This is a genomic window from Paenibacillus hebaui, from assembly GCF_051934385.1.
Classification (GTDB): Bacteria; Bacillota; Bacilli; order Paenibacillales; family Paenibacillaceae; genus Paenibacillus.
The window spans coordinates 101,189-128,089 of sequence record NZ_CP196836.1; the positions used below are offsets into that span (position 1 = coordinate 101,189).

Annotated in this window: 27 protein-coding genes and 1 riboswitch; of the genes, 15 read left to right on the plus strand and 12 right to left on the minus strand. The window is 47.5% G+C overall.

Translation table 11 applies throughout. The features are described 5' to 3' along the window. Positions 1 to 39: 39 nt before the first annotated feature. Both ACR32F_RS00475 and tadA read right to left on the minus strand, forming a co-directional pair. Positions 40 to 609 carry a GNAT family N-acetyltransferase gene (locus ACR32F_RS00475; RefSeq protein ID WP_440115169.1) on the minus strand — a complete coding sequence of 190 codons (570 nt, stop codon included), beginning with the start codon at positions 607 to 609 and terminating at the stop codon, positions 40 to 42. Between the two features lie 33 nt (positions 610 to 642). Next, the gene (gene tadA, locus ACR32F_RS00480) at positions 643 to 1,143 is read right to left on the minus strand and encodes a tRNA adenosine(34) deaminase TadA (protein WP_440115171.1); all 501 of its coding nucleotides are present in this window, start codon (positions 1,141 to 1,143) and stop codon (positions 643 to 645) included. A gap of 332 nt (positions 1,144 to 1,475) precedes the next feature. Between tadA and ACR32F_RS00485 the strand changes: the two genes are divergently transcribed. Beyond that, positions 1,476 to 3,815: a PAS domain S-box protein gene (locus tag ACR32F_RS00485; RefSeq protein ID WP_440115173.1), complete on the plus strand. Its 2,340-nt coding sequence runs from the start codon at positions 1,476 to 1,478 to the stop codon at positions 3,813 to 3,815. An 18-nt stretch (positions 3,816 to 3,833) separates the two neighbouring features. Next, positions 3,834 to 4,535 carry a pseudouridine synthase gene (locus ACR32F_RS00490; protein WP_440115175.1) on the plus strand — a complete coding sequence of 234 codons (702 nt, stop codon included), beginning with the start codon at positions 3,834 to 3,836 and terminating at the stop codon, positions 4,533 to 4,535. Between the two features lie 128 nt (positions 4,536 to 4,663). Here the strand turns inward: ACR32F_RS00490 and motB are convergent, their stop codons facing one another. Together motB and motA are read right to left on the minus strand one after the other, a co-directional pair. Next, positions 4,664 to 5,482, minus strand: a complete 819-nt coding sequence (gene motB, locus ACR32F_RS00495; protein WP_440115177.1) for a flagellar motor protein MotB — start codon at positions 5,480 to 5,482, stop codon at positions 4,664 to 4,666. After that, positions 5,469 to 6,269 (minus strand): flagellar motor stator protein MotA, encoded by an 801-nt coding sequence (gene motA, locus ACR32F_RS00500; RefSeq protein WP_211085594.1) that lies wholly within the window; start codon positions 6,267 to 6,269, stop codon positions 5,469 to 5,471. The genes motB and motA overlap by 14 nt, the downstream gene beginning before the upstream one ends. A 234-nt stretch (positions 6,270 to 6,503) precedes the next feature. Between motA and ACR32F_RS00505 the strand changes: the two genes are divergently transcribed. The 3 genes from ACR32F_RS00505 to rbsK all read left to right on the plus strand — a co-directional run bounded on the left by ACR32F_RS00505 (position 6,504) and on the right by rbsK (position 8,380). Further along, positions 6,504 to 6,797, plus strand: coding sequence for a hypothetical protein (locus tag ACR32F_RS00505; RefSeq protein WP_440115179.1), 294 nt, complete (start codon positions 6,504 to 6,506; stop codon positions 6,795 to 6,797). 254 nt (positions 6,798 to 7,051) lie between these two features. Next, the gene (locus ACR32F_RS00510; RefSeq protein WP_440115181.1) at positions 7,052 to 7,348 is read left to right on the plus strand and encodes a 4a-hydroxytetrahydrobiopterin dehydratase; all 297 of its coding nucleotides are present in this window, start codon (positions 7,052 to 7,054) and stop codon (positions 7,346 to 7,348) included. A gap of 45 nt (positions 7,349 to 7,393) precedes the next feature. Next, positions 7,394 to 8,380: a ribokinase gene (gene rbsK / locus ACR32F_RS00515; RefSeq protein ID WP_440115183.1), complete on the plus strand. Its 987-nt coding sequence runs from the start codon at positions 7,394 to 7,396 to the stop codon at positions 8,378 to 8,380. Positions 8,381 to 8,641: 261 nt separating this feature from the next. On the opposite strand, the gene ACR32F_RS00520 is transcribed toward rbsK, so the two are convergent. The 5 genes from ACR32F_RS00520 to ACR32F_RS00540 all read right to left on the minus strand — a co-directional run bounded on the left by ACR32F_RS00520 (position 8,642) and on the right by ACR32F_RS00540 (position 13,744). Then, positions 8,642 to 8,998: a c-type cytochrome gene (locus ACR32F_RS00520; protein ID WP_440115185.1), complete on the minus strand. Its 357-nt coding sequence runs from the start codon at positions 8,996 to 8,998 to the stop codon at positions 8,642 to 8,644. Between the two features lie 149 nt (positions 8,999 to 9,147). Continuing rightward, on the minus strand, positions 9,148 to 9,642 hold the full coding sequence (locus ACR32F_RS00525) for a GNAT family N-acetyltransferase (protein ID WP_440115187.1): 495 nt from the start codon (positions 9,640 to 9,642) through the stop codon (positions 9,148 to 9,150). 393 nt (positions 9,643 to 10,035) lie between these two features. Continuing rightward, positions 10,036 to 10,506: a C40 family peptidase gene (locus tag ACR32F_RS00530; RefSeq protein ID WP_440115189.1), complete on the minus strand. Its 471-nt coding sequence runs from the start codon at positions 10,504 to 10,506 to the stop codon at positions 10,036 to 10,038. A gap of 3 nt (positions 10,507 to 10,509) precedes the next feature. Further along, positions 10,510 to 10,647: riboswitch (cyclic di-AMP (ydaO/yuaA leader) on the minus strand. A gap of 252 nt (positions 10,648 to 10,899) precedes the next feature. Beyond that, positions 10,900 to 11,742: a hypothetical protein gene (locus tag ACR32F_RS00535; RefSeq protein WP_440115191.1), complete on the minus strand. Its 843-nt coding sequence runs from the start codon at positions 11,740 to 11,742 to the stop codon at positions 10,900 to 10,902. A 10-nt stretch (positions 11,743 to 11,752) separates the two neighbouring features. Further along, a complete protein-coding gene (locus tag ACR32F_RS00540) occupies positions 11,753 to 13,744 on the minus strand; it encodes a M1 family metallopeptidase (protein ID WP_440115193.1) in 1,992 nt (663 codons plus the stop codon). 101 nt (positions 13,745 to 13,845) lie between these two features. On the opposite strand from ACR32F_RS00540, the gene ACR32F_RS00545 reads away from it, so the two are divergent. Beyond that, positions 13,846 to 14,349: a YwhD family protein gene (locus tag ACR32F_RS00545; RefSeq protein WP_440115195.1), complete on the plus strand. Its 504-nt coding sequence runs from the start codon at positions 13,846 to 13,848 to the stop codon at positions 14,347 to 14,349. 190 nt (positions 14,350 to 14,539) lie between these two features. Here ACR32F_RS00545 and ACR32F_RS00550 read toward each other — a convergent pair whose 3' ends face one another. Continuing rightward, positions 14,540 to 16,618: a transglycosylase domain-containing protein gene (locus ACR32F_RS00550; RefSeq protein ID WP_440115197.1), complete on the minus strand. Its 2,079-nt coding sequence runs from the start codon at positions 16,616 to 16,618 to the stop codon at positions 14,540 to 14,542. A 181-nt stretch (positions 16,619 to 16,799) separates the two neighbouring features. On the opposite strand from ACR32F_RS00550, the gene ACR32F_RS00555 reads away from it, so the two are divergent. The 3 genes from ACR32F_RS00555 to speB are packed head-to-tail and all read left to right on the plus strand — an operon-like array spanning position 16,800 to position 18,742. After that, positions 16,800 to 17,006: a hypothetical protein gene (locus tag ACR32F_RS00555; RefSeq protein ID WP_440115199.1), complete on the plus strand. Its 207-nt coding sequence runs from the start codon at positions 16,800 to 16,802 to the stop codon at positions 17,004 to 17,006. Positions 17,007 to 17,030: 24 nt separating this feature from the next. Next, a complete protein-coding gene (speE, locus tag ACR32F_RS00560; RefSeq protein ID WP_440115201.1) occupies positions 17,031 to 17,858 on the plus strand; it encodes a polyamine aminopropyltransferase in 828 nt (275 codons plus the stop codon). A 14-nt stretch (positions 17,859 to 17,872) separates the two neighbouring features. Further along, positions 17,873 to 18,742, plus strand: coding sequence for an agmatinase (gene speB / locus ACR32F_RS00565; RefSeq protein ID WP_440115203.1), 870 nt, complete (start codon positions 17,873 to 17,875; stop codon positions 18,740 to 18,742). A gap of 431 nt (positions 18,743 to 19,173) precedes the next feature. On the opposite strand, the gene ACR32F_RS00570 is transcribed toward speB, so the two are convergent. After that, on the minus strand, positions 19,174 to 19,305 hold the full coding sequence (locus ACR32F_RS00570; protein WP_281189101.1) for a hypothetical protein: 132 nt from the start codon (positions 19,303 to 19,305) through the stop codon (positions 19,174 to 19,176). 212 nt (positions 19,306 to 19,517) lie between these two features. Between ACR32F_RS00570 and ACR32F_RS00575 the strand changes: the two genes are divergently transcribed. The 6 genes from ACR32F_RS00575 to argS all read left to right on the plus strand — a co-directional run bounded on the left by ACR32F_RS00575 (position 19,518) and on the right by argS (position 25,475). After that, entirely contained in the window at positions 19,518 to 19,766 is a 249-nt protein-coding gene (locus tag ACR32F_RS00575; RefSeq protein WP_440115205.1) for a hypothetical protein, read from the plus strand. 157 nt (positions 19,767 to 19,923) lie between these two features. Then, entirely contained in the window at positions 19,924 to 21,111 is a 1,188-nt protein-coding gene (locus ACR32F_RS00580; RefSeq protein WP_440115207.1) for a WD40/YVTN/BNR-like repeat-containing protein, read from the plus strand. 216 nt (positions 21,112 to 21,327) lie between these two features. Further along, a complete protein-coding gene (locus tag ACR32F_RS00585) occupies positions 21,328 to 22,809 on the plus strand; it encodes an alpha-N-arabinofuranosidase (RefSeq protein WP_440115209.1) in 1,482 nt (493 codons plus the stop codon). A gap of 4 nt (positions 22,810 to 22,813) precedes the next feature. Beyond that, positions 22,814 to 23,107: a DUF6171 family protein gene (locus tag ACR32F_RS00590; protein WP_440115211.1), complete on the plus strand. Its 294-nt coding sequence runs from the start codon at positions 22,814 to 22,816 to the stop codon at positions 23,105 to 23,107. 266 nt (positions 23,108 to 23,373) lie between these two features. Then, positions 23,374 to 23,799: a DUF1934 domain-containing protein gene (locus tag ACR32F_RS00595; protein WP_440115213.1), complete on the plus strand. Its 426-nt coding sequence runs from the start codon at positions 23,374 to 23,376 to the stop codon at positions 23,797 to 23,799. Continuing rightward, positions 23,796 to 25,475, plus strand: coding sequence for an arginine--tRNA ligase (argS, locus tag ACR32F_RS00600; protein WP_440115215.1), 1,680 nt, complete (start codon positions 23,796 to 23,798; stop codon positions 25,473 to 25,475). The genes ACR32F_RS00595 and argS overlap by 4 nt, the downstream gene beginning before the upstream one ends. Before the next feature lie 242 nt (positions 25,476 to 25,717). Here argS and ACR32F_RS00605 read toward each other — a convergent pair whose 3' ends face one another. After that, on the minus strand, positions 25,718 to 26,872 hold the full coding sequence (locus tag ACR32F_RS00605; RefSeq protein WP_440115216.1) for a S8 family peptidase: 1,155 nt from the start codon (positions 26,870 to 26,872) through the stop codon (positions 25,718 to 25,720). Positions 26,873 to 26,901: the final 29 nt, after the last annotated feature.

Below are 26,901 nucleotides of genomic sequence, written 5' to 3' on the forward strand. Positions count from 1 at the left end.
TTCTAATTATATGTAGAGGCTCTGAAACGGTGGGTTCGATTATTGTAACGATTCAGCCAAGTCCTCAGCAAGTACAGCGTAGATCTGATGATCCTGATACTTCCCGTTAATCTTGAGGTATTTACGAGCAATTCCCTCAGCCTGAAATCCGTTTTTCTCCAGAACACGCTTGGAGCCTGTGTTCGAAAGAAGAATAGAAGCCTGAACACGATTTAACTTCAGAGCACGGAAGGCGTAGGACACAGCTAGTTTGACGGCTGCGGTCATTCGTCCACCGCCTTGGTACTCAGGGTGTATGAAGTATCCCATGTCTGCATAGTTGGCAACGCCATGAGCAACATTGTTCAAGCTAATCTGACCAATCAGCAGGCCCTCATCAATTGTGAAAATTCCGAATTGGTAACCTGTCCCTTGCTCGGCGGCCTGCATTCTATCCTGAATGCGTTTAGTTTGCGCATGCAATGTATAGAATTCGTCATCCCGAAGAGGTTCTACAGCTTGATAGGGAAGACGTGTAATCTGAATCAGATCAAGATAAGCTTCGGTATCCTGTAAAGTGAGCAATCTAAGACTTATACCGTTGGGGGTGTCGTAAAGTGTAATTGGCATGAGGTTACTTCCTTTCTATCTATGTTTTAAGCACTACTTTTTGCGTAAGCGACGAAAAAACTGAGTCAGCATGTTGGAGCACTCTAGCTGCAGGATGTCAGGAACAACTTCGGTTCGATGATTAAAACGGGGCTCCTGTAACAGGTTCATCAGTGTTCCTGCGCAGCCAGCCTTGGGATCTGCAGTGCCATAGATAACGCGTGGGACTCTCGACTGCACAATGGCACCAGCACACATCGGACAAGGCTCTAGTGTGACGTAAAGACTGCAATCCAGCAGCCGCCATGCACCGATGGTTTCGCTGGCCTGCCGGATTGCAACCATCTCTGCGTGGGCTGTGGAATCAAGTGTCGTCTCGCGCAGATTGTATCCTCGGCCAATAATTTGGTTATCTTGAACAACGATAGCCCCGATGGGGACTTCCCCAAGCGCTTCGGCTTTGTGTGCTTCAGCAATCGCTTCTCGCATCCAGTACTCGTGTTGAGCATCCTCCGAGAGATGCGAGAGATCAGGTTGGAGAGTTTGATCCTTCATTACAATAAAACTCCTTCCAAAAGCATTTATTCAGCGAACAAATATTCGGGTTGTTAACATGATGTGTATAACTATGTGTATAACCGAGTGATTGCTCACATAGTTATACACAAATTATCCACATGCCTGTGGATTTGTGTATAGTTTTTAGATATTATTCCCATTGTAGGCATGCAAAAGACAAAATACAATGGATTTCGCGGTTTTTAGCTAATCGGTAACTTTTGGACTAGGGTCAATTATCCTTTTCAAATAGGCATACAACAGTTATGATGGATATAGGTTTTGCCATATATCGCCAGAGGGTACAAGCCGAGAGGTGAACGAGAAAGTTGTCTATTAAAACGAAATTATCCATGATTATGTCGTGCTCGGTGCTCGTCATTCTGGTTTTGAATATTGCACTGAGTTATTATACTACAGAAGAGAATTTAAGGCAGGACAGCGAAAACAAGATGGTGCTTACGGCTAAACAGATTGCAATTGCTGTCGAACAGAATCAGTCCAGTTCGGAATATGTTAAACGACAGATTGGGAACAATCTATGGCTGGCAGCTGTAATGGCAGCAGAAGAACTGGACCCGAATATTAATAATATCACAAATGAAGAGCTTGTTCGCATGAGTAAAAAGGTGGGTGTCTCGCATATTTCGTTAATGGAGCAGACCGATGACGATATTGTCGTTACCCGCTCTTCTGATCCAAGAGAGATTGGATTGTCCACTAAATCCATGACGTATTGGTATCAGGCGTTTAAACAGCTGTTCGAGAAACATCAGGTTACTATTTCGCAGGGGCAGACATTGGATCATTTCTGGTCAGATGGATTCGAATACTCTACATCAAGTCCATCGGATATTGATATCTGGGGTTACTATCATGATGGGAAAAGAAACTACATAATTAATCCCTTTTATAATAACGCTGCTGTTGATGACTATGTGAAGATCTCTGGTCCAGATGAAATTTTGAACAAAATTCGTGAAGTTAATCCTTCTATTTTGGAGATTACAGGGATCAATCCATTGACTTTCGGCAGTCCCAGCATGAACGATGATGGAAGGGATATTAACCATAGCAAGTTGAACAACAGACCCATTCGTTTCGGCACATACCAATATGGTGCGGCGGAAGAGGATCACAAAGCGGTTGTACGGGCAATCCGTACCGGGCAGAATGTATCTTTTGTCAGTGAAACTCATGATCAGAAGGTACTTAAAAGTTTTATCCCGATATTCACTCCGAATGAATCTTCTTATGTGATCAGTATTGTTATGGATTATAAGCAAATATCCTCTATGGTATCGGAACAATTGGTCAGCCATGCCTCGATTTCACTTGTGTTGCTTGAGATCGTGATCTTTGGCAGTTATTTGCTTGCGGGATACATTACACGCCCCATTCAATCCATTCTGGGCAAAGTGAACGATGTGGCTGATGGTCATTTCGATTTCCGCCTGAAAGTCAAAAGGAAGGATGAACTGGGTCAGTTAGCCAATCGCATTAATGCCATGATTCGTAATCTGGGGCATTATACGAATCGCTTGAAACAGATGTATGAGGAAAACCGGGCGGTCAAAGAACATTTGGAATCGATCATTAACCAAACGGCTGATGCGATTCATATTACGGATCTGGACGGGAACGTACTGCGGATAAACCGGGCCTTTGAGCAATTGTACGGTTGGCGTGGCCGAGAAGTTGAAGGCCGCAAGTTAAAGATTATACCTCCGGGTACTGAAGAGAAAATGAAATTGCAGCATGCGCAGCTGATTGAGGGGCAGTCGATTACATCCAATGAGACGATATGGATGAAGAAAGACGGCAGCCGTGTCGAAGTTAGTGTTAGTACAGCGCCAGTCAGAGACGAAGCAGGCGAGATTACTGCGCTGATTAGTGTATCAAGAGACATTACCAGCCGTAACCGCATGGAGGAAATGCTAAGACGCTCAGAGAAACTGACAACGGTAGGCCAGTTGGCGGCCGGTGTTGCACATGAGATACGTAATCCGCTCACGACCTTACGTGGATTCCTTCAACTTCAACAAGAGACGAATAAGCTTAATCATCGTCACTTGGATTTGATGCTGTCCGAGCTGGATCGAATTAATCTCATTGTGGGTGAATTTTTAATATTAGCCAAGCCACAGGCGGTTCACTTCCAGGAACGGGATATTCGCTTCATTCTTGGAGATGTCATTTCACTGTTGGATAGTCAGGCTCATCTGCATGGTGTGGAATTTGTACTGCGTGCTTCATCCGATTCAGCTATGGTACACTGTGAAGAGAATCAATTGAAGCAGGTATTCATTAATTTACTGAAGAACGGTATGGAGGCCATGCCGGACGGAGGTAATATCTACATTAAGCTCAAACATGATGAGAAGCTGGGTCGGGTCCGAATTGAAATCAGGGATGAGGGCACCGGAATTCCAGAAGAAATGATGCCTAAACTCGGAGAACCGTTCTTTACGAATAAGGAATCAGGAACGGGACTTGGTCTGATGGTCAGCCAACGAATTATTCAATCACATAAGGGCATGATGGATATCAAAAGCGTCATGAACAAGGGAACAACCGTCATTATCGATCTTCCTGCTTCCGAGAAACAACCGGAGAGTGAAGAGGAAGAGAATAGGACGGATAACGAACTTACAAACGATGAGAAATAGATGAGGTGAGATTACCTTTTGCGTATTAATAAATTTATTAGTGAAACAGGTTATTGTTCCCGGCGTGAAGCCGACAAGTTGGTGGATAGCGGTAAAGTAACCATTAATGGAGTTACAGCCGAGCTGGGAAGTCAGGCAGAAGAAGGCGACGATGTACGCATTAATGGACAACCCATTAAGGAAAAAAGAAAGCACGTATATATTGCGTTGAATAAACCTGTTGGAATAACCAGTACAACTGAGCGGCACATCCAAGGTAATATCGTTGATTTTGTAGGCCACAATGAGCGCATCTTCCCGATTGGTAGGCTCGATAAGGATTCGGGAGGTCTGATTCTGATGACCAACGACGGAGATATCGTTAACCGAATTCTAAGATCAGAAGGACGCCACGAGAAAGAGTATATTGTCACTGTAGATCGCTCCGTAACGCCAATCTTCCTTAGAGGCATGAGTACAGGAGTGAAGATTCTTGGTGAAATGACGCTGCCTTGTACCGTGACTCGAATATCCGATCGAGTGTTCCGCATTATATTAACTGAGGGGAAAAATCGTCAAATTCGCCGGATGTGCAGTGCATTTGGCTACGAGGTACGGGCGTTAAAGCGGATTCGTATTATGAACATTCATCTCGGTGAAATGGCCTCGGGTTCCTGGAGAGAGCTGACAGCCGCGGAAAAGTCAGAATTGGGCAGCCTGCTGGACTATTCGCTGGAATAGATCTCAACCCACCCAAGCTCTGCTTCCCTTCAAGGGATGCAGAGCTTTTTGTAAGGAAAAAAGACAAAAAAAAGACCGCTCATCTCGGTATGAAGAGAGCGGTCTTTCGTTATTGGCTACAAGAGCTTCTATTTTCCCTGTCCAACAGCTTTTACAGCGGTGTTGTTACTTTGATACTTACGAATAATAGAAACCTCTACACGCCGATTCTGAGCTCGTCCGACATTGGTTTTGTTACTGGCAATCGGATGATACTCTCCATAACCACTAGGTGTAAATTTGGCAGGGTCCAGCGTCTCATTCAACAACAGGATTTTGAGGAAATTCAGTGCGCGATCGGCACTCAAATCCCAGTTATCCTTATATTGGCTATTCGAAATGGGAATATTGTCGGTATGACCAGATACGACGACTTCATATTCCGGGAACTCCTGCAACATGCTGGAGATGCCTTTAGCCAGTGATCGTGACTCAGATTTAACATCAGCCCGTCCAGATGAGAACAGGGCTTTATCACTGATCGTAATCTTGAGCTCAGACTGATTCAGCTTGGTATTGAGCTGATCGGAAAGCCCGTTTTTTTGAATATATTTATCGAGTCGTTTTTTGAGTTTCTCCAGGTCTTCCTGTTCTTTCTGAGCCATCTGCGAATCCGTAATTTGAGCTGGCGCATTCTTGGTGATTTCCTCAGGTTCCTTTTTGTTCTTACCCAGGTCTGTGCTGGATTCCGTAGGATTCATGGACGTATGATCCAAAACACCGGAACCTCCATTCAATGCACTGTTTAGTGCGGAAGCCATCTGCTCGAACTTAGCTGCATCGATTGAACTCATGCCGAACAATACAATGAACAGAGCGAGCAACAAGGTCATCAAGTCGGAATAGGGAAGCAACCAGCTCTCGTCTATATGCTCTTCATGTGGTTCGTGCTTCTTAGCCTTTTTCACCTGATGATCCCTCCTTCTCTTCCAGTTGTTTACGTTCGGAAGGTGTCAGGAATACGGATAACTTTTGGTTGATGGCGATGGTGGAGACACCGGATTGTATGGATAACAGTCCTTCAACCATCATCAGCTTGATCTCCATTTCTTGCTTGGACATCCGCTTCAGCTTGTTAGACATCGGGTGCCATAACACGTAACCACTAAATATACCAAGGAGTGTTGCGATAAATGCTGCCGCAATCGCATGGGAGAGTTTCTCCATGTCACTGAGATCGGCAAGTGCTGCGATGAGACCTACAACGGCCCCGAGAACCCCGAGCGTTGGTGCGTACATCCCCGCCTGAGCGAAGATCAAGGCACTGCCACGGTGGCGCTCCTCTGTAGCATGAATATCTTCCATGAGCACATCACTTACAAATTCCTGATCGTTGCCGTCAATAATCATCCGCATACCGCCACGAAGGAACTGATCGTCAATCTCTTCTACTTTTGATTCCAGTGCAAGCAAACCTTCACGACGGGTAGTGGAAGCCCAATCCATAAATGTGCCGATCAGAGATACGCGATCAATAAGTACTTGATTTTTGAAAACAATCCCGAAAAGCTTAGGGATTTTTTTAACTTCAGACATCGGAAATGCGATAAAGATGGTTCCTGCCGTACCAACAAAGATAATAATGTAGGCTGCGGGATTGTTAACCAGGTTGATTAAGGGGGCACCCTTCAAGAACATACCAAATACAAGGGAGACCAGCCCCAAAATTAGTCCAATAATCGTTGAAATGTTCATCATACACCTCATCCATGAGATAAAATTGAATCCTTTCAAGCGGCTGTATTCGGGCTTCCGGACGAATGTTTGGCCGCAATCCGTTCAACGTTAGGCATTCCTTACGGTTGCTAAAACAGTTAAAACGGTCATATATACTATTTATCGACCAGAAGGCCTTTTTTTTTAAGGGTTATTTTCAGGTATAATAAGATCAAATCCGCTCCTTAGGGGCCGAATAGGAGTGAAAAATCAATGGGCGTAAAGCATGGACGGGATTATGAAGGAATTTTGACAGATTTGACAACGGCAATCGGACGCATACCGGATCGGTATGTTTTCTTTGAAATGGACTCGGAAGAGTGGGAGAGACTGGGGGCAACAGAGCAACACGAAGTGGACGAGGCATTGGCTGAAGATCTGTTCTATGCACTGGGTGAGGATTCTGTAATTCCGGTAGGAAGTGGAGTCGTTATTCATGATAAGGACCAGCACCGAATTCATATTTTGATTGGGGAAGAAGAACTGACATTTGTACCGCTAATTTAGTGTGTGCACATCGGATGTTTCGCACTGCAAACAGAGTTGTGAAATCCCCTTAAAGCCTTACGGCTATTGGCCTAACGCCATTCGTTATATTGGATTTTGGGACTTGTCCGTGGTAAGATGATAGTCATGAAAATGGGGGGAACCGCAAGGCGGTGAACTTGAGGGTTTGGGTTTATGTGGGTAACACCAAAGGTTTCGGTGGCAGCATGGGCGGGTGCCCATGAGGTGTCATCATATGGGGAGGAAGATAACGCATGGTTTTTTCGCAAGAGGAAGTCGAAGCTCATCTGGGAAGACTGGAGGGCTGGGAACTGGAAGAGGGACGGTGGATTGTCCGCAAGTTCGTATTTTCCAACTATATGAAAGGGATTGCGTTTGTGGACGAGGTCGCAGCGATCTCGGAAGCATTTAATCATCATCCTTTTATTACGATTGATTATACAACGGTTACGCTGCGTTTGACGTCATGGGATGACGGCGGCATAACATCTGTAGATATTAAGGAAGCGCAGCAATACAACGAGGCTTTTGAGAAAATGAGGTCGGAATAACCAGAATCGGTTATTATCGCACTGCCGGAAATGAGTGAAGCACACATGTCAGACTATGATCAGAACAAACCTCTTATTGCTGTCGTTGGCAGCCTCAATATGGATCTAGTGGTGAAGACCGATACGATTCCGGAAGAGGGAGAGACGGTAAGTGGGGAGGAGCTGCACTATCTGGCGGGTGGCAAAGGTGCCAATCAGGCTGTTGCGGCTGCACGACTCGGCGGACAGACAACGATGATTGGAGCGGTAGGTTCAGATGGTTTTGGTGAGCGTCTGCTGCAAAGTCTAACCGAAAGTGGGGCAGATGCTTCGCAGGTTCGGATTCTGGATGACACCGTTACAGGTACGGCTTCCATCTGGCTCTCAAAAGGAGATAATCGGATTATTGTCATTCCCGGAGCGAACGGGCGAGTTGTGCCTGCAATGCTGGAGGACGCGAATACGGTAAAAAGCCTGACTGCAGCCGCAGCGGTGCTGCTGCAGCTGGAGATTCCGCTGCCTGCGGTCACCCGCGCCGCCCAACTGGCGGCTGAAGGCAGCGCACTGGTAGTGCTCAACCCGGCTCCCGCGGTGCCAGGTCTGCCCCAAGAGCTCCTGCGGTGCGTCGACGTTGTCACGCCGAATCGCAGCGAGCTCGCCGTGCTCACCGGCCGCGATGATCTCCGGCCGGAAGACGTGGATGCGGCGGTCGCAGAGCTCGCCGCATCCCTCGGGGCCGCTGTCGTCACGACGCTCGGCCCCGAGGGGGCTGTTTACGCGGCGGCGCCTGGTGGCCGCGTACAAGCAGGGCGTACTGGCGCGTGCCGTGCGCCCGGTTACGCCGTAAGCGCCGTCGACACGACCGGCGCTGGCGATTGCTTCAACGGCGCGCTGGCGGTAGCCCTCGCGCGCGGCGAGACGCTGGACGCGGCCGTAGGCTTCGCCATGGGCGCGGCTGCGTTATCCGTGACAAAGCTCGGCGCCCAGTCCGGGATGCCGTCCGCACATGAAGTGCAGGCCTTTCTTGCCGAACAGAAGGCAAAAGGACAGTAATTCTCTAGCTGTTCAGGAATGGAACCACAGGACTAGCAGTGTATAACAGCACATCACGGATTGGCCATGGATCATTCAGGGAAACTCCTGAGTATCCTGCGCGTTGATTATGTGAATATATTATATAGAAAGAGGCTCTTACTCTCCCGGCAGGGGAATAAGAGCCTCTTTCTGTGAACGGTCATTATTTAACTCCGAATACTTCAGCTACTTTATACGTTCAACGTTGAGTTACTTCGGAGTACACATGATAGCCTCGAATTATTTCTTCTCAGCTAACCACATGGCGACATTAGCAATTTCTTCTTCTTTCAGCTTGCCCTTAAAGGATGGCATGCTGCCTTTACCTTTGATGATCGTGGAGTATATCTTCTCCACGTCGTCCTGACTTCCAATTTTCTGCAGACTAGGGCCTACGCCCCCCTGAAGCTGATCCCCGTGACAGGAAATACAATTGGCCTTGACCAGTGCTTCAGCCTGTCCTGCATCCAATGCAACTTGCGGCATCGTCGGTTTCGCTTCCTCTGCAACCTCCTCTTTCCCTGGAAGCGTAAACATTAGTACAATAGCTAAAGCGCACGCTGCAAAAAATACCCCGCTCATGATCCACTTGTGCATCCCTTAAGTCCCCTCCAGAATGAAAGATCATCTAACCTGAAACTATCCCTATCATTATAACGGAACCTGTAGCCACATCATAGCATTTTGTGGTAATTTTTTGAACGAATCACATAACCGGGGACTTTTCGGCGATTTCATGGCCCATTTTATGCGCGTGGACCTTCATAGACCATGCAGTAAAAACATTGTAGCCCACTCGGTGTTTGTCGTTCGTATGTATCCTGTGTGACAAATCCAGCATTGTGATAAACACGAATGGCCCGATCATTCCAGGTTAACACTTCCAGATCAATTTCGTCCGCAGGATTCCGGCGAATGGCTTCCTTCACAATAGCCGATACAAAAGCCGCCCCCTGACCATGACCACAGCGTTCGGGATGCATGCCAAGTCCAATGCGGGTCACACCTCCCAGTGGAAAATACTGAGCGAATCCGCAGATCTGATGATCTTCTCCCAGTACCACGGCATATTGTTCATCCCGCAGCCGGGCATCCCCAAATTCAACTTCGAGTGCCTTCATTTGCTCCCAGGGTAGCCAGTTATACATATTATAAGGCGGATCATACTGCCAATTGCAGATTTGCTCCGCATGTTCTTCTTGCATGGGCACAACGTGAAACGTCACAGGGGCTTCATCCATACAACTGTACGCTCCTCTCATTGTGAACAGGCTGTTCATGATCTATATTCGTTCATCCGATATGTCATTCCATAGCTAGACCTGTTTTTACTCTACAAAAGAGGCATTCATTTGGCAAGTTTTCATTTCAGTGAAAAAAAGTGAAACAAAAGTTCCGTTAATTCCGTTTATATTATAGTAGGATGGGTAAAAATATCATAAGGGCACGGACGATAAAGCACCAAATGACTGATCAAGTGCAGTGGTGTTTATAGCATAATTGATGTAGTTGATCAGGAATGGAAGCACAAAAAAACCGCCGGATACATTCCTGCGAAGAATGTACCGGGCGGTGCTGTTATGCTTCGTTACAGTATAGTTATTGGTTACAGCATGATGTTACTCAGCTTACCCCTAGTCGAGGGCTACTGATTCATATGCGTCCGTGCTCATAATCCGTTTAGCGCCAACATAGCGGTTAGCCCAGTAGTTCTCACTCAAAGCACTGATCGTAACCCCTTTGGAAGAAGAAGAGTGTGCGAACTTCCCATCTCCTACGAAGATCCCTACATGCGAGACTCCTTTGCCTGTTGTGTTGAAGAATACCAAATCACCCGGTCTCATTTCCATACGAGACACGGAGTCGCCCATGTCAAATTGGGAACTGGATTGGCGTGCCAAATCAATGCCCAGCTTGTCAAATACATACCGTGTGAACCCAGAGCAGTCAAAACCGTCAAGCGTTGTTCCTCCGCTTTTATATGTAGTACCCTTAGCTGAATCGATTACTTGGTCCATCTTTGAATCTGCGAATGCGCTACCTGCACCAAGCGATAGTGCGAATGTTATACTAAGTACAGCTGCGGTTAATTTCTTTTTTAACAAGAGATATACCCCTTCCAATGCCTGCGAGGTTAGCTTAAGGATTCGGTTGAAGGTCCCCTATGATCCCTCTGTTGCAAGATCAATTCACCCATAACTGGTTCCCCCGCTTCCCAGGTGCCAGGAATTTGGCTATGCTAGTTATGCACCTGCGAAATCAAGAAATGACGATTAAATTTTAAGTAGTTACAAATATGAATGTAAAGATTACAAAGTTGTTACTAAAAACTCACTGCGATTATTGTAACAGAGGTGTGCTGCTTTGGCAACGTTTAGCAACAAAATTAGCAAAAAAAACCTCGACCTTTGACGGGGAAAGGTCGAGGTTTGCTTGTATAGCAGCGTTTAATGAACGTAACTTTACATAGAATGGTAACCATTTTTTAACCGTTCATGTTAACCTTTGACCGACTTAGACTGCCATAACCGGAAATGAGCACATATTTTCCATAGGCTCAGTAGGCATCTGGCAAGTGGATACGTTTGTTGTAGTATAAGACCAGTTAAGCCAGTTACTAACCATGAAGCTGAAGTAAACGCACCAAAGACCAGCAGGTGAAGTCCACCTAGAAGCATAGCAATACCGATTAGAGTGAAGACATGACGTAATGCGATCCATAGTGCCTGAAACGTACCACGCACTCCACCTTCTCCGTCAGGGGCCGAGACACCAAACTGCATGTAGAGCAGGGCATGATGGATCACCCACCCGTATACGATCCACCCAGCAACGTAAGGGATACCAGGCAAGAGTAGCTGGAGGGAATGAAAACCATCCATAAAGATGGAATAGAGTTTTGGTACAAGCCAGTAGGCCGGCAGTAGCAACAATAATGTTCGGATAGCGTGCAGCAGGAGCATCGGTTTCCATAGATTTTGGATACCACGAACAAAAGGAATTCGTTCTTCTGTATGATTAAAGTGTTGGAGTGAGTACAACAATCCCGCCTGAATCAGGGGGCTGATCAGCATGCGAAGCAGCAGCATGGCCCCTAGAATCCACAGATAGCGATGTACCTCGGGATTCGTTGACAGGCTGAGTTGGCTTTCCATTTTGAATAAAAGGGTACTCAGCTCCCCGGCATCAGGGTCAGGATAACGCAGGAGAAGCGGAACAACAGCCGACTTTACCATTCTATAGAGGAAATACCCCCATATTAATTGATAGAGAAATATAAGTGCTGCAATGAACATATGCTGACGAACGAGAAACCAGCCTTCACGTATTTTCGCTTTCACTGTCTCCACCTCACCATGACAGACTTCCGAATATGGCTTCTATAATTTTGGTTGCGCTCATGCTCCAACGAGATTGGGTTGGTTCATCCAGTCCGGCTTTTAGAAAATTGTTTATATGACGATTCTCTAACACGATGGTATATAATGGATCTGTCATAGCCCAGGAAACGGGAGAAGTATGTGTCAATTTGTAGGTAATGCGCTTCTCGCTACCGTCCCATTCTTTGGTAAGGATATGCCCATCTTCAAAAACAATGCGAACAGGCACCTTCGTGTAATCACTGCCTTTTTTCACCAACGTGACCGATGACTCGTACAATGTTTGGCTGTCCTTATGGGTAGGAGTAACCGTAATCTTCTCCACTGCAAAGTCAGTCATGCCGCTGCCATACACATATTGATCAAAATAATCGGACCAGGATGTGCGGGTCACTTGCTCCACGACCTTTTGGAAATCGGCGGAAGTGGGATGTTTGAAACGATATTTCTTCACATAGGTAGAGAGGATGCGCTCCATCGTTTTTGCACCCACTTGCTGTTCGATCCCAAGCAATACGAGTTTGCCTCGAGTGTAGACGTTGGCCGCATAATGATTCTGTGAATCATACTTCCAGGACTCTTGTGTGAGTGAAGCAGGAGATGTAATGAGACCTGATTGCACAGGCAGGTTCGGGATGAGCCCGTATTCCTTTTCCATTAATTTGTCTTCTGCATACGAGGTGAATCCTTCATCCAGCCAAGCCTCTTCGAATTCATTGCTCGCTAACATGCCATAGAAGTATTGATGTCCAATCTCATGGACCACTGTACGTTCCAAGTCATAGCCTGGAGTGGCATCATCAGCCCCAAAGGCTGTGACCAGGGTGGGATATTCCATACCTCCGGCGCCATTGCCGGCTTTGGGTGGCACAACGATGGACAATGTAGAGTAAGGATAAGGACCGAACCACTTGCTATAATTCGTCAGTGCTGCCTTGGCGGCATAGAAATAACGTTCCTTCAGATCCTGATGGGCGGGATCTAGATACAGTTTGATTCTTACACCTGGCACATTGGGAGCGGAGAAGGGTTCCTCGGCATATACAAAATCAGGAGAGGCTGCCCAGGCAAAGTCATGGACATCATCGGCATAGAATTGATAGATTTTCTCGCCGTTCTTCACCGCGGCGGGCTGGGTCGGGAATCCGGTAGCGGCTACTTTGTATGTTTCGGGTACCCGAATACGCACACTATAGATACCAAAATCGGCGTAAAACTCCGAATTTCCGTGATACTGATGCAAATTCCATCCCTCGGCTGTCCGTCCTCGCGTGCCTTTGGGTTCGTATGCGCTAAGTTTGGGAAACCATTGACCTGCCATTACAAAATCATCCGCCGTTCCCATGCGGGCAAAGATTTTGGGGAGGTTGACCTCAAATCGGGTGCGTAGTGTGATGCTTTCGCCGCCTTTGACGGGTTTGGGCAGCCGCACCTTGATTAGGGTGGTATCTTTTATATTTCCGTCATCCGGTTGCACATACTGCATCCGGTGCAAGAGAGAAAGCCCGTCCTCTGTTTTCATTTCTGTAATGTTCATGGAACCGTAACCGTTCGTGGGCATGACATCACCGCGGAGTTTCCCACCAGATTCTTTCATAAAAGTGGTGTCTGCAGAGGAGAAGGCATTGGGATACAGGTGAAAATACAGCTCACTGACGGTTTTCTTGCCTGGATGTGTCCAGGTTATTGTCTGGGTACCTTGGAGTACATTCTCGTCCACCAGCTTCACATCCATGTGGTACTCCACTACACGGTTGCTGTACACTTCAGCAGTAGGTATTTGTACACTTTCTGGAGGTGCTGGGATTTTTACCTTTGCTGGAGGCTTGCCCGATTCCGGTGCGAGCGCAGGTAGATCGGATGGAGTAGAGCGTGTGGAACCCAGAGCTAGCCAGATCCCTCCGGTAAGTATACACAGGGCTATAATTGCGGTGAGCCAGCTTTTGGCGCGTCGTGGAATCATCGTTTAATACCTCCCGTTGACAAGCATCTACAGCATGTATATGTTTGCATTGGGACGATTATTAGTTAAAATATTTGTATCAACCCTTGGAGGCTATAAATATGGACCAAAACGAGCAAAACGGCAAAAAACAGATTGCCTTGAATATCGTTAGTGCAAAAAGCAAACACAAAGGTTTCGGTGCAGGCTCCATTGATCTGAACAACCTTTCACCGGTTATTATTGATAACGGCGAAGCGAAGATTGATGTCGGTGCGATGCATGCGAAGAGCAAGGTGGAGCGCAATATCAAGTTCTCGACCAATCGTGAGGATGTACCCAACGGACGTCAGGTATGGTTGGTATGGGTAGCTGTGGATCGCACGGAGCAAGGGCAACTGTATGGTGGAGCAACGGCATGTGAGATGTGGATTGATACAGAAGCGAGACGCGGATGGAAAGTGCTGGCGGAACATGTGAACCGCATGGATTATGCCATGAAGCGCCGTTTCATGCTGGATGAGCTTGGACCGGAAGATCGTGCAGCGCTTAAGACGTTGTTGATTACACACAATGAAGAATGGTGGAATGCCTCCCCGGATGAGTTGAAGGAAGCACTCGCCTAAATTTTTTTGTTCAAACTTGTTCAAAATGAATAAGTAAAAGCCCCCGTGACCGAGAATGTCGGTTCGGGGCTTTTACTTATTTGACGATAGGTGTTGGTGGAGAGTAAATGGTTATTTATGCAGGAATGTGCTTAAACTACAGCCAGGTGTGCTGACGCAACTACGTCGCTACGTAGTTGCGTCACTTTCGTTATTCGACCCACCAGCGTTTGAAATCCTTCCACCATGAATGTTTCTCTTGTTGTATTCCCTGTTGATTCTGTACCTCCCGACTTTTATCGTCGCTCGTGGAATCTGAATTGTCTGAAGCGCTGCGGCAGACCTCCGTCGGTTCAGTGCCGCCAATAAATACTTCCAGTCGTTTCTCGGCACAACCATTACCCGCCAGTTTGCCGGATTCGGGATCAATGTATACACTGACAACGTTATCCGGTACGGAGAAAATCTTTGGTGGAACACTCGCTAGAGCCTGTTCTGTAAACTGGGCAAACATCGGTGCTGCACGGCGACCATCCGAAGTGGTAATGATTTTGCCCTGATCGTAACCGACCCAGACAGCCGTGGACAGCTCAGGTGTGAACCCGACTAGCCAGGCATCCGTATTTGTTGTTCCCGTTTTACCGGCTACCGGGCGTTTAATAGTCGCAGATACGCGGTTACCTGTTCCACCATTTTCGAAGACACTTTCCATTAAACGTGTCAGTACATAGGCGGCGGCTGGTTCAACCACAGTCTCGGCTTTGGTCTGCGGTGCTTCATAAAGTATTCGTCCTGCGGCATCCGTCACTTGCAGAATGGCGACGGGAGGGGTCCGTTGTCCACCAGCGGCAATAACGGAAAAGGCTGAAGCCATCTCCAGCGGACTTACGGGTGAGGTGCCGAGTGCCAGAGAGGGCACTGCACTCAGATCGCTCGTAATACCGAGATTTTTCGCCATATTCACAACCTGCTCAGGTCCGATCTGCATGATGGTGTTTACTGCATAGATGTTGTCCGAAGCAGCGATTGCCTGCCTGAGATCAATTTCGCCCAAATATTTGTCTCCAAAGTTGCCGGGTTTATAGGTTTTGCGATCATTGTCATAATGGAACAATGTAGGTTCGCTGTTGAACATGGATGCACTGGTGAGTTGTTTGGATTCTAGGGCAGCCAGATACATAATCGGTTTAAAAGCCGAACCAGGCTGGCGGGTGGACGCCAGTGCATGGTTGATCTGATTGGTGCGATAATTTTTGCCGCCCACCATTGCTTTGATATAACCAGTGCGAGGATCAATGGACACAAGGGCGGTTTCCAGGTCACTTTTGGCGTCCATACCCTTGGCTACGGCGTCTTCAGCAGACTTTTGTACACGCATATCCAGTGTTGTGTATATATTTAATCCCCCATGATCCAGCATCGCTTCACTAATTCCCAGCTCCTTGATCGCGAGATTCCGAATATAATCCCGGAAATAAGGGGCACTTTCCACCGTTTTGCGTTCACTTTCCGGCTTGAAAGAGAGCATTTCCTCATAGGCCTTGTCCGCTTCATTCTGTGTAATCTTGTTCATATCTGCCATGGCATTCAATACAATCTTCTGCCGATCCTTGGCATTTTTCATGTGATTATAGGGGGAATAGTAGGTTGGACCTTTCGGAATACCAGCGAGCATGGCGCTTTCGGCAAGGGTTAGCTGTTTGGCCGGTTTGCCAAAATACATCCGCGAAGCAGCTTCGATTCCGTAAGCTCCATGGCCGTAATAGATTTCGTTCAGATACATCTGCAAAATTTCATCCTTGCTGTACTTCATCTCCAATTGTGCTGTGTACATGGCTTCTTTGGCTTTGCGGGTCCATGTTTTCTCATGAGATAAATACAGATTACGCGCCAGCTGTTGGGTTAGTGTACTGGCACCCTGTGACATCCGCATATGCTCCAGATTAACGAGTACTGCCCGCCCCATTCCTTGGATGTCGAAGCCATAATGATCATAGAATTTACGGTCTTCTATAGATAGAGTGGCGTTGACCAGATCAGGAGAGATGTCTTCCAACCGTACGGGTACGGAGTCTTTCCCACCCGCAGAGAAGGTAGCGATAACTTCACCTTGGCTGTCCAGCAGTCTGGAGTTACGATCCGAGTCGGCCAACGGTAGGCTGGTAGCGTATAAATAGACTAATCCCGCAACGGTAGCAATCACACCAAGCAAAGCTAACAGGGATAGAGTTTTGAACCATTTCCATAAACGGAACCCGCGTTTGCGGGTCTTCTGGCGTGTTTGGGTCATGAAACGGGCTCCTTTCTTTTCTTTCCAGTATGGGATTCAATTGACAGGGATATTCAATCGGTTGCTCACGACTATAAAATGTAGCATTTTCGCTAAAAAAACCGTTTTGCAGTATAAACGTCAATCGCGTATAATGCAAAAGGGTAATGAAAAGTAGCCGTTCGGCACAATATACAAAGGTATGGAAAGACGAACAACACCAATGGTCATTGATTCGTTGATCAGTCTGACACTACGCACGCCTGGTCAATTTTTAATCTATATTAATGAAGTGAAACGCGGACCTTTCCCGCAGCCAGCAACCATAACGCTATATGGCGCCGAACGCTGGACGTGCTTGGGCGAACCGATAGTGCACAGCACTTTGTCGGGTATGGCTGATCATTAACTTTACGGAAAGAAGGTAGAGATCATGGAATTGTGGTTTACGGAGAAACAGACCCCGGCATTCGGGATCACCGCGAAGATTAAGCAAACGTATGTAAGCGAAAAGACGGATTTTCAAGATTTGGCTATGGTAGAAACCGAGGAATTCGGTAACATGCTGCTGCTTGACGGTATGGTGATGACCACAGTGAGGGACGAGTTCGTTTATCACGAAATGGCAGCCCACCCTGCACTGAACACTCACCCGAATCCGAAAAAAGTTCTGGTTGTGGGCGGCGGAGACGGCGGAGTAATCCGTGAAGTCATCAAGCACTCGGCTGTAGAAAAAGCGGTCCTCGTCGAAATCGACGGGAAAGTAATTGAATATTCCAAAAAATATCTGCCTGAAATCGCCGGTAAACTGGACGAGCCAAATGTTGAAGTACTCGTGAATGACGGCTACATGCATATTATAGAACATAAAAATGAATACGATGTAATCATCGTAGACTCCACGGAGCCTGTAGGCCCGGCTGCTCCATTATTTGAGCGCGGTTTCTACCAAGGCATCTACGAAGCACTGAAAGAAGACGGAATCTTCGTTGCTCAAACGGACAACCCTTGGTTCAAAGCGGACCTGATCCAACAGGTAAACAAAGATGTCAAAGAAATCTTCCCCATCGTACATGTGTACGGTTGTAACATTCCGACATACCCAAGTGGTTTGTGGACATTTACCATGGGCAGCAAGAAACATGATCCACTTGAAGTGGATGAGACACAAATTCCAGAGATGGATACCAAATACTACTCGCCACGTTTGCATAAAGCAGCATTCGTTCTTCCTAAATTTGTGGAAGACTTGACGAAATAAAGGGGAAATCATTAATGAAACTGGATCAAGCTTATTCAGGAAACGTATTTATTTGCAGCTCTGAGGATTATGAGAACTCCAAAGCAGTTATCTATGGTATGCCGATGGATTACACCGTTAGCTTTCGTCCGGGTTCCCGTTTCGGCCCATCTCATATCCGTCAAGCATCGGTTGGACTCGAGGAGTATAGCCCGTATCTCGATAAAAGTATTGTGGACATGACTTACTTTGATGCTGGTGACCTGCTCTTGCCTTTCGGCAACGCTGGACGCAGCCTTGAAGTGATTCATGAATACATCGGCGGCCTGCTGGCTGACGACAAATTCCCTGTTGGTCTCGGTGGTGAGCATCTGGTTACATGGCCGGTTATCCAACAAATGTACAAAAAATACCCGGATCTCATCCTGATCCATATTGATGCACACGCAGACCTTCGTGAAAACTATGAAGGTGAGCCGTTATCCCACTCCACGCCAGTGCGTAAAGCAGCTGAGTTGATGGGTGGCAAAAACATTTACCAGTTCGGAATTCGTTCCGGCTCCCGTGAGGAGTTCCAGTATGGTCACGAGAACATCAACTTCTATCCGTTTGAAGTGGCAGCTCCAATGAAGGAAGCTCTTCCGAAAATGGGCAACCGTCCGGTTTACGTGACGATCGACATCGATGTGCTTGATCCTTCTGCGGCGCCTGGAACAGGTACAGCAGAAGCGGGAGGCATTACGTCCAAAGAACTGCTGGAAGCAATCCACATGATTGCAGGATCTGATGTGAATGTAGTCGGTTGTGATCTGGTTGAGGTAGCACCGATCTATGATCCAACACAACAGACACAGATTGTGGCTGCCAAGATGATTCGTGAAATGCTGCTTGGATTCGTGAAGTAATAGCCGAAATAATAACGTCCTCTGTCTGCGTCAGGTTGAAGCCTGCGTAGGAGAGGGCGTTTTTCATTGTCAACGTTATCCGAGCGACTTGTGTCTTCAACTACTCCTGCTTGAAGATGACTGAATGTTTGAGCTGAAACGATTCTGCCAAGCGCAATAGTTAAATTAATTTAATTTAATTTAACTTAATTTAACTTAATTTAACTTCTGTCCAGAGCTGTGTTATACTGACTACATAAGTATTCAGTAGTATATTAATTGATATATTACATTCGTGAAGTATATGGTGATCGGGTTCGGTCATATACTATAAAGAGCCTTTACCGCTACCAACGGTAAAGACTCTTAGGACCCGAAAGGCTGTGGATTGCCACGGCGCGCATGAACTAAATAATGCTATTCAAGCGAAACCCACCGTCAGGCTTCCGACCTTATGAGGTGGGTTTTCGCTTGCTACGAAACTTTTTGCGCAACCAACGGTAAAGCTTTCGGATACTCAGCACTAGACTGAGGATCGCAGCAATCCATCGGATCACATCAAGCAACGCCACAAGTTTGACCATCGACGTCACCCCCTTTCGGGAAGCTGCGCCGTGATCTGGAAAACATCCACCGTTATTCAAAGTCCATAAGATTAATTATAGCACGTCTGTTCCCATGCCACTACCATTTGTTGTATATGTTAGTAGCAGCATCGTCATGTAGATATCATACTTTGGAATGACTCTATCTTAATATTTATGTATAATATGGGAATAGAGGAAGGTGATTGTTCATGAATGCAATTCGGGCTCAATTGAGTATGTATCCCAAGTGGCTCATTGCGGTTTTTACGGTATTTACAATTAATCTTGTATTGGCGATGACTGGATATGTAAATATAAGTTTATTGTTGTTGAACCTCGCGATGCTGTTTGCTGCCTGTGGTATTCGGGAATTTAAATATAACAAATTGTATTTCGGAGTATGCCTGTTTCTAAGTGTCAGTTTTGTGATCATTGCCATGAGGACATATCCCATTTAACTTAGATCGTACAACGTTTCGTGATGACCACCCCTGCCTACATGATGCCAATCGTGGGTAAAGGTGGTTTTTTTCTTGCGATTTTGTCATCAGGGTACACCGGATTGTTACGTTAGAACAGACAAAATTGGGTAAAACCATAGAAGGAGGTGTTACGATGACAACCAAGAGTACAATGACATGGAAACGGATTGGCGCACTCGCTTTATCGTTAACGCTGGCTTGGGGAATGGGGCCGGTACATACGCTATCAGGAGCTAACGCTGCATCCTCCCCAACGTGTGGAAATGGAGATCATGGATTATCTGCCACTCTGAAAAAAGGCAGGGGTGTGGAAGAACAACACCTGCAATTTACGGATATCGACTTTCTTAATAATACAACCGGGCGAGCCGGGGGTGAGGGATTCCTAATCGGCACCTCGAACGCAGGCTGTACATGGCAGTCCATATATACCGGGCAGTGGCAATTCACACAACTTGATTTTCCGAATAATGTGAACGGCTATGCGCTGGCACAAGTGAAAGATTCACCCGTAACCTATCTGATCCGTACCAATGACGGAGGATCTCACTGGACGCGGCTCGATACGCAGGGTATCCAATTCAAACGAATTGATTTCCGCAATAAAAATGTAGGTTATGGTTACACCTATAATGGTGCATATCAGACGAAGGATGGCGGAGTGACCTGGAGTAAAATCAACACCCCTGCCAATACCCGCGCAGTTGCATTCGCGACAGAGAAGCAGGGATATGCCATCGTGGTTGTGCCTGGATCAGGATATCACATGAAGTGGACTAGCGATGGTGGAAAGAAATGGATGACTTCTCTTCGAGTTGTATCAGACACATGGAACGGAGCGGATCTGTATGCGCATGGCCAGCAAGTATGGGCCGTTTTGTACGGTGATGCAGGCATGTCCCAGCAATCCTACTCCCTCTATGCGAGCGGTAATCAAGGCAAGAACTGGACACAAGTATTTGCGCAATCCACGGCAGGGGGAGGTCCCGCACCAGGTGGAAACAGTATGGGTAAAGGAACCGGACCTGCCAATCCAGGCGGTCATCCCGGCAACATAGCGCTGATCGGTAATCAGACGGCTTATCTATCGGCGGGGTCACCCGCAGCCGGTAAAGTAGGAATTGGACGTACGTATGATATAGGTTTCACGTGGAAAAATATTGACCTGCAAGATCCGGGTTATAGCTCCCGCATCTCGTTCCCATCTGCCCCAATAGGCTGGCTTGTTGTAACAAGTGATAACTCTCCCGCCATCTATGAGACGACAGACGGCGGAACAACATGGAAGCAAAAAATAGTACTACCCTCAGAACGGGATTAAATCGCGTATTATTTTAAAATAACATCCAGGTAATTCCAGGCTGAAATCGATTGATAATCCATTTTGTATGTCTCTATATGAATTCACATAATAAACAAGCCACTCCTGATGAATTATGTCAGGAGTGGCTTGTTTGTGCATAAATAAAAACGGTTGAAACCTGTTCAAAAACAAGTTATTGTAAGCGGTAACAACATATTTAGGGAGGTTGAAATAATGGTTGGTGTTATTTTAAAAGCTGATTCAGATCAAGGATTAATAAATCGCAATATATATGGTCACTTTTCCGAGCATCTGGGGCGTTGCATTTATGAAGGGCTATGGGTAGGAGAAGATTCATCTATTCCCAATACAGAGGGCATACGCAATGATGTGCTGACTGCACTGCAAAAGCTTCATATCCCTGTACTTCGCTGGCCTGGTGGTTGTTTTGCCGACGAATATCACTGGAAAGATGGTGTAGGTCCAAAGAGTGAACGTGCCCGAATGATCAATACACACTGGGGCGGCGTGGAAGAAAATAATCATTTTGGTACCCATGAGTTCCTGAGATTATGTGAGTTACTTGATACAGAGCCATATATCAGTGGAAATCTGGGTAGTGGTACGGTGCAGGAGATGCAGGAATGGGTGGAGTACATGACCTTCGACGGCGAATCTCCAATGGCGAACTGGCGCAAGAGCAATGGACGTGAAGAGCCGTGGAAGCTAAAATATTTTGGCGTGGGGAATGAGAACTGGGGTTGCGGTGGTAATATGCGACCGGAATACTATGCGGATGAATATCGTCGTTATGCTACGTACGTTCGCAATTATTCCGGGAACCAGATCTATAAAATTGCTTGTGGACCCAATGACAGCAACTATGAGTGGATGGAAGTGCTGATGCGAGAGGCTGCCCGTTTCATGGATGGAATCAGTCTTCATTATTACACTATTCCAACAGGTGTCTGGGAGGATAAGGGGCAAGCAACCGGTTTTGGGGATGCTGAATGGTTCACCACATTGAAGAAGACACTGTTCATGGATGAATTGCTTATAAAACACTCCGAGATTATGGACAAATATGATCCTGAAGGAAGAGTCGGCATTATCGTGGATGAGTGGGGCACGTGGTATAACGTTGAACCGGGGACCAATCCTGGGTTCCTTTATCAACAGAATACGATGCGAGATGCCGTACTCGCAGGAGTCAATCTGAATATTTTCAACCAACATAACAAAAGAGTGCAGATGGCCAACCTAGCACAGATCGTCAATGTGCTTCAGTCACTTGTCCTGACGGAAGGGGAGAAAATGCTTCTTACGCCTACGTACCATGTCTTTGATATGTACCAAGTGCATATGGACGCACAGCGACTGGAACTGAATTATGAGAGTCCTGGATATACATTTGGGGACGAGACTATTCCGCAACTCAGTTTGTCGGCTTCCCGCAACAAGGATGGGGTTATCCATGTGACGGCGTGCAATCTCAGCCATACGGATGAGTTGGAAGTGGTATGCCAACTTGAATCGACGCAAGCAGCTACCGTATCCGGGCAAATTTTACATCACACCGATTTTGGTGCATTCAATACGTTTGAACAGCCGGATCACGTTCAGCCCGTGGTGTGGGAGGGACTTGCGCTGGAGAATAACACGCTGCGTTTTGTACTTCCGCCAGCATCGGTTGGGGTTATCGCTGTAGAGGGTTAATGCAATGAATTCGTCTGTGACGGGTAGACAAGACGAGAGCCGGATGCCCTGCAAAGGATGTAAGGATCAATATGATGTGAATATAAGTGAAGCCAAGATGGCCCGACTCGTAGAGCTGGCTTCCCGTTCACGTCCGACTGTGCAAGATGAGGAATATGAGCGGCGGTTATCCATCTGTTCTGCTTGTCCGGGATTGCAATATGGCACAACCTGTCGGCATTGCGGCTGTCTCGTACAGGTGCGCGCCAAGCTATTGGAATCAACATGTCCCTTTCCTTATGAATCGCAATGGGCCTGATCTGATGAATATATTTTCATTATAATGAAGTAAAAGGGAGTCGCACTTTACAGGTGTGGCTCTTCTTTTTTGGCGTGATGAGGAAAAAACTCTGAATTTGGATTTGAATTGAGCGGGTGAACTGGATATAGTTATACAGTAGAGTGTAGGATAGCGAGCTATCCGGGAATATGAGCGCGTATAGCGGCACAACAATACGGGAAGGGCTGTTCTCACCGGCCGTGCCTGATTTTGCGTCGCCTCGAATATAATGGGGGTTAACATTCATGTCGAACATGCGACCGGTTCAGATCCGGCTGCAGAGCCGTTATGAAGGTGAAGATGTACTGCAGGAAATGCAGGGTGAAGCCGTGTTGAAAGGGTCTGTGCTCTATGTGCGGTATGAAGAGCCCCAAGCTGGACCTGAGGGTGGAATTACTCGAACAACATTGAAGCTGGGTGGACAATCCATCAAGATTATACGTCATGGCGAGGTGGAATCGGAGCAAACGTTTGAATTGAATCGGAAGCTCCCTGGTTTCTACCGATCACCATACATGTCGTTTGCGCTGTCCACGCATACCCAGGAACTTGAGCTTTCCATTCAGGGATTGAGTGCACGGGCAGCGTGGAGCTATGACTTTTACCGCTTTGACGAAGAATCCGGACATTTCGCGATTAGTTTGCATATACAGGAGGAACCAATTTCATGACACGTAATCCACTAGATACGATTAACGAACGGGTAAGTACAGCCATCGGCAATGCCATTGTGGCTGCCGGAATTGTTGCGCAGGAGGAATTGCCAGCAATTACACTTGAAGTGCCACGCGAGAAAACACATGGCGATCTGGCGACTAATGCAGCGATGCAGTTGACCAAAATTGCCAAGCGTAATCCCCGCCAGATTGCGGAAGAGATTATTGCCAATCTGAATCTGGCTGAAGCCGGAATTGAGAAAGCAGAGATTGCCGGACCAGGATTCATTAACTTTACGCTGGACAAGAGCTATCTCTACCCTGTACTTGGGCTTGTGCAGGAGCAGGGAGAGAACTACGGAAGAATCAATGTGGGTGAAGGACGCAAGGTGCAGATGGAATTTGTCAGTGCCAACCCTACAGGCAGCCTGCATCTGGGACATGCCCGCGGGGCAGCCGTTGGTGATGCGCTGTGTAACGTCCTTGATTTTGCGGGATACGAAGTGACACGGGAGTACTACATCAATGATGCAGGAAACCAGGTGTTCAACCTGGCTCGTTCCATTGAAGCCCGTTATTTGCAGGAGCTGGGACAGGATGCCGAGATGCCGGAAGACGGCTACCACGGTGAAGATATTAAAGGTTTTGCCAAAGCGCTGGTTGCTGAGAAAGGTGACGAATTGCTGTCGATGCACCCTGGTGACCGCGCGGCTTATTTCCGTGACTTCGGTCTAGAGAAAGAATTGGACAAGATCAAGCGTGATCTGGGCCGTTTCCGGGTTCAATTCGACAACTGGTTCAGCGAAACCTCCCTGTACGATAACGGAGAAGTGTTGCGCGTGCTTGATGAATTGCGTGATCGTGATGAGATCTATGAGCAAGACGGGGCAACTTGGCTGAAAACGATGCAGTACGGTGACGACAAGGAACGTGTTTTGATCAAGAACGATGGTACGTACACCTACCTGACGCCGGATATTGCGTATCACCGGGATAAATATGCTCGTGGCTACGACACGATGATCAACATTTGGGGAGCGGATCACCACGGATATATTCCACGGATGAAAGCCGCCATGCAAGCACTGGGCAATGACCCCGAGAAACTGGTGGTATTGATTGCACAGATGGTGAGCTTGTTCCAGAACGGCGAAAAAGTGAAGATGTCCAAGCGTACAGGTAAAGCGGTAACGATGGAAGATCTGATGGACGAAGTGGGCATCGATGCCATTCGTTACTTTTTCACGATGCGTAGTATGGATTCCCATCTGGATTTCGATATGGATCTTGCCATCTCAACGTCCAACGAGAATCCGGTATTCTATGTGCAATATGCGCATGCTCGCGTATGCAGCGTATTCAGACAGGCGGAAGAACAAGGCATCGAGCTGCTGCCATTGGCACAGATCGACCTGTCCAAGCTGACAACCGATCATGAGTATGACCTTCTTCGCAAAATGGGCGAACTGCCTGAGGAAATTGCTGCCGCTTCTACGGGATATGCACCTCATCGCATTATTCGTTATGTATATGAACTGGCATCCCTGTTCCACAGTTATTATCGTGCAGAACGCGTCATTACGGAAGACGCGGGGCAAACCCAGGCGCGTCTGGCGCTGATCGGTGCTGTGCGCACCGTCATCGCGACAGCGCTCCGTCTGGTAGGCGTATCCGCACCAGACAAAATGTAACCCCAAGGCCCGGCGGTGCTCTGCCGCCCTGCCTTTGGCAAAAAGTCTCCATGCATCACGTTGGCAACGCAACGTGGGCATGGAGACTTTTTGCTGTGCTCGCGGCCGACATCATCCGGCCGCTTAGCACGCAAGGCCAGCGCTGTCCGCTCCAGAGGCAATCGCCGTAAAGCCTCACAACGCACAGCCGTGCTGTGCATTACGAGGCTTTACGGCGCAGCTCCCTGGGCGGACAGCGCTAACTACCCTCCGCCCTCCTGCATCAGCTTGAGGGCGTCAATCTCGCCGCCGCGTAATTTGATCTTCGCGGCGGTCGTCTTGCGTGCGCGCAGCGGAACGGTTGCGCGCTTGACGAGCGCTTTAATCTCGGCTGGTGATAGGCCGGGATGCTTCGAGAGCAAGAGCGCTATGGCACCGCTGACATGTGATGTCGCCATAGATGTACCGCTCATCTCATGGTGCTTGCCTTGGATCCAGGAGGAGACGATCTTGTCACCTGGTGCATAAACATCCACATATGCACCGCGATTACTGAATGAAGCAATGCGACGATTTTTGTCGGTTGCACCGACAGATATCGTCTGTGGATACCGCGCAGGGTAATCAATGCTGCGGCGTTTGCCGTCATTTCCTGACGAGGCCACTATTACAATTCCGGCCTGGGAGGCGCGGTTGACAACGTCAAGCAAAGATTTGCTGCGGGTTTTCATACCGAAGCTCATATTGATAATATCGACCCGATTACGCACACACCAGTCGATACCAAGCACGATGTCTGACACATAGGCTGAACCATTATGATCGAATGCCTTTACCGGATAGATCAGGGAGCGCGGAGCTACACCGATCATACCTGCCGTACTATTAGCTGCGGCAATGGTTCCGGCAATATGGGTGCCATGACCGTTATCATCATGAGGAAGCAGGCTGCGGTTTAACAGATTGATTCCGCGTGCCAGTGAGTAGCGAAGATCGGGATGTTGGTAGTCGGCACCTGTATCAATCACACCGATTTTTATCCGGTGTCCTGTGGACACGGACCATACTTTGGGAGCGCGAATCTGTTTTACGCCCCAAGGTATGCCCTGAACACTGCTCGGTTTACTATGGAGTGCTGTGGCGTGGAGTGAGATCCGCACATCTTCTTCAACTGTAATTTCATCGCCGTAGTGATATAGCTCTTCGGGGTAATGCAATGGGGCAATAATGGAGCGGGCCAGCCGGGAGGAGCGTACCGCACCGAGATCAGTATATTCATTCCTCATCCGCGACAGTTCCACGAGGCAGGCTTCGTATTGCTTCGGTTTGGCGAACCGGATCAGGTACCGCCGCCCCTGTTCTGGTTCGGGACACTGTACTTCTTCAATTAATTGATGCAGAAAACCAGTATAGTCCATATTGGGCAGCCCCCTTCGGGATGAACATG

Bases quoted from the DNA above. Each gene is read 5' to 3' on its own strand.
- ACR32F_RS00475 (WP_440115169.1), bottom strand. From the start codon at position 609: ATGCCAATTACACTTTACGACACCCCCAACGGTATAAGTCTTAGATTG.
- tadA (WP_440115171.1), bottom strand. From the start codon at position 1,143: ATGAAGGATCAAACTCTCCAACCTGATCTCTCGCATCTCTCGGAGGAT.
- motA (WP_211085594.1), bottom strand. From the start codon at position 6,269: ATGAACATTTCAACGATTATTGGACTAATTTTGGGGCTGGTCTCCCTT.
- ACR32F_RS00505 (WP_440115179.1), top strand. From the start codon at position 6,504: ATGGGCGTAAAGCATGGACGGGATTATGAAGGAATTTTGACAGATTTG.
- ACR32F_RS00510 (WP_440115181.1), top strand. From the start codon at position 7,052: ATGGTTTTTTCGCAAGAGGAAGTCGAAGCTCATCTGGGAAGACTGGAG.
- rbsK (WP_440115183.1), top strand. From the start codon at position 7,394: ATGTCAGACTATGATCAGAACAAACCTCTTATTGCTGTCGTTGGCAGC.
- ACR32F_RS00520 (WP_440115185.1), bottom strand. From the start codon at position 8,998: ATGCACAAGTGGATCATGAGCGGGGTATTTTTTGCAGCGTGCGCTTTA.
- ACR32F_RS00525 (WP_440115187.1), bottom strand. From the start codon at position 9,642: ATGGATGAAGCCCCTGTGACGTTTCACGTTGTGCCCATGCAAGAAGAA.
- ACR32F_RS00540 (WP_440115193.1), bottom strand. From the start codon at position 13,744: ATGATTCCACGACGCGCCAAAAGCTGGCTCACCGCAATTATAGCCCTG.
- ACR32F_RS00545 (WP_440115195.1), top strand. From the start codon at position 13,846: ATGGACCAAAACGAGCAAAACGGCAAAAAACAGATTGCCTTGAATATC.
- ACR32F_RS00550 (WP_440115197.1), bottom strand. From the start codon at position 16,618: ATGACCCAAACACGCCAGAAGACCCGCAAACGCGGGTTCCGTTTATGG.
- ACR32F_RS00555 (WP_440115199.1), top strand. From the start codon at position 16,800: ATGGAAAGACGAACAACACCAATGGTCATTGATTCGTTGATCAGTCTG.
- speE (WP_440115201.1), top strand. From the start codon at position 17,031: ATGGAATTGTGGTTTACGGAGAAACAGACCCCGGCATTCGGGATCACC.
- speB (WP_440115203.1), top strand. From the start codon at position 17,873: ATGAAACTGGATCAAGCTTATTCAGGAAACGTATTTATTTGCAGCTCT.
- ACR32F_RS00570 (WP_281189101.1), bottom strand. From the start codon at position 19,305: ATGGTCAAACTTGTGGCGTTGCTTGATGTGATCCGATGGATTGCTGCG.
- ACR32F_RS00575 (WP_440115205.1), top strand. From the start codon at position 19,518: ATGAATGCAATTCGGGCTCAATTGAGTATGTATCCCAAGTGGCTCATT.
- ACR32F_RS00580 (WP_440115207.1), top strand. From the start codon at position 19,924: ATGACAACCAAGAGTACAATGACATGGAAACGGATTGGCGCACTCGCT.
- ACR32F_RS00585 (WP_440115209.1), top strand. From the start codon at position 21,328: ATGGTTGGTGTTATTTTAAAAGCTGATTCAGATCAAGGATTAATAAAT.
- ACR32F_RS00590 (WP_440115211.1), top strand. From the start codon at position 22,814: ATGAATTCGTCTGTGACGGGTAGACAAGACGAGAGCCGGATGCCCTGC.
- ACR32F_RS00595 (WP_440115213.1), top strand. From the start codon at position 23,374: ATGTCGAACATGCGACCGGTTCAGATCCGGCTGCAGAGCCGTTATGAA.
- argS (WP_440115215.1), top strand. From the start codon at position 23,796: ATGACACGTAATCCACTAGATACGATTAACGAACGGGTAAGTACAGCC.
- ACR32F_RS00605 (WP_440115216.1), bottom strand. From the start codon at position 26,872: ATGGACTATACTGGTTTTCTGCATCAATTAATTGAAGAAGTACAGTGT.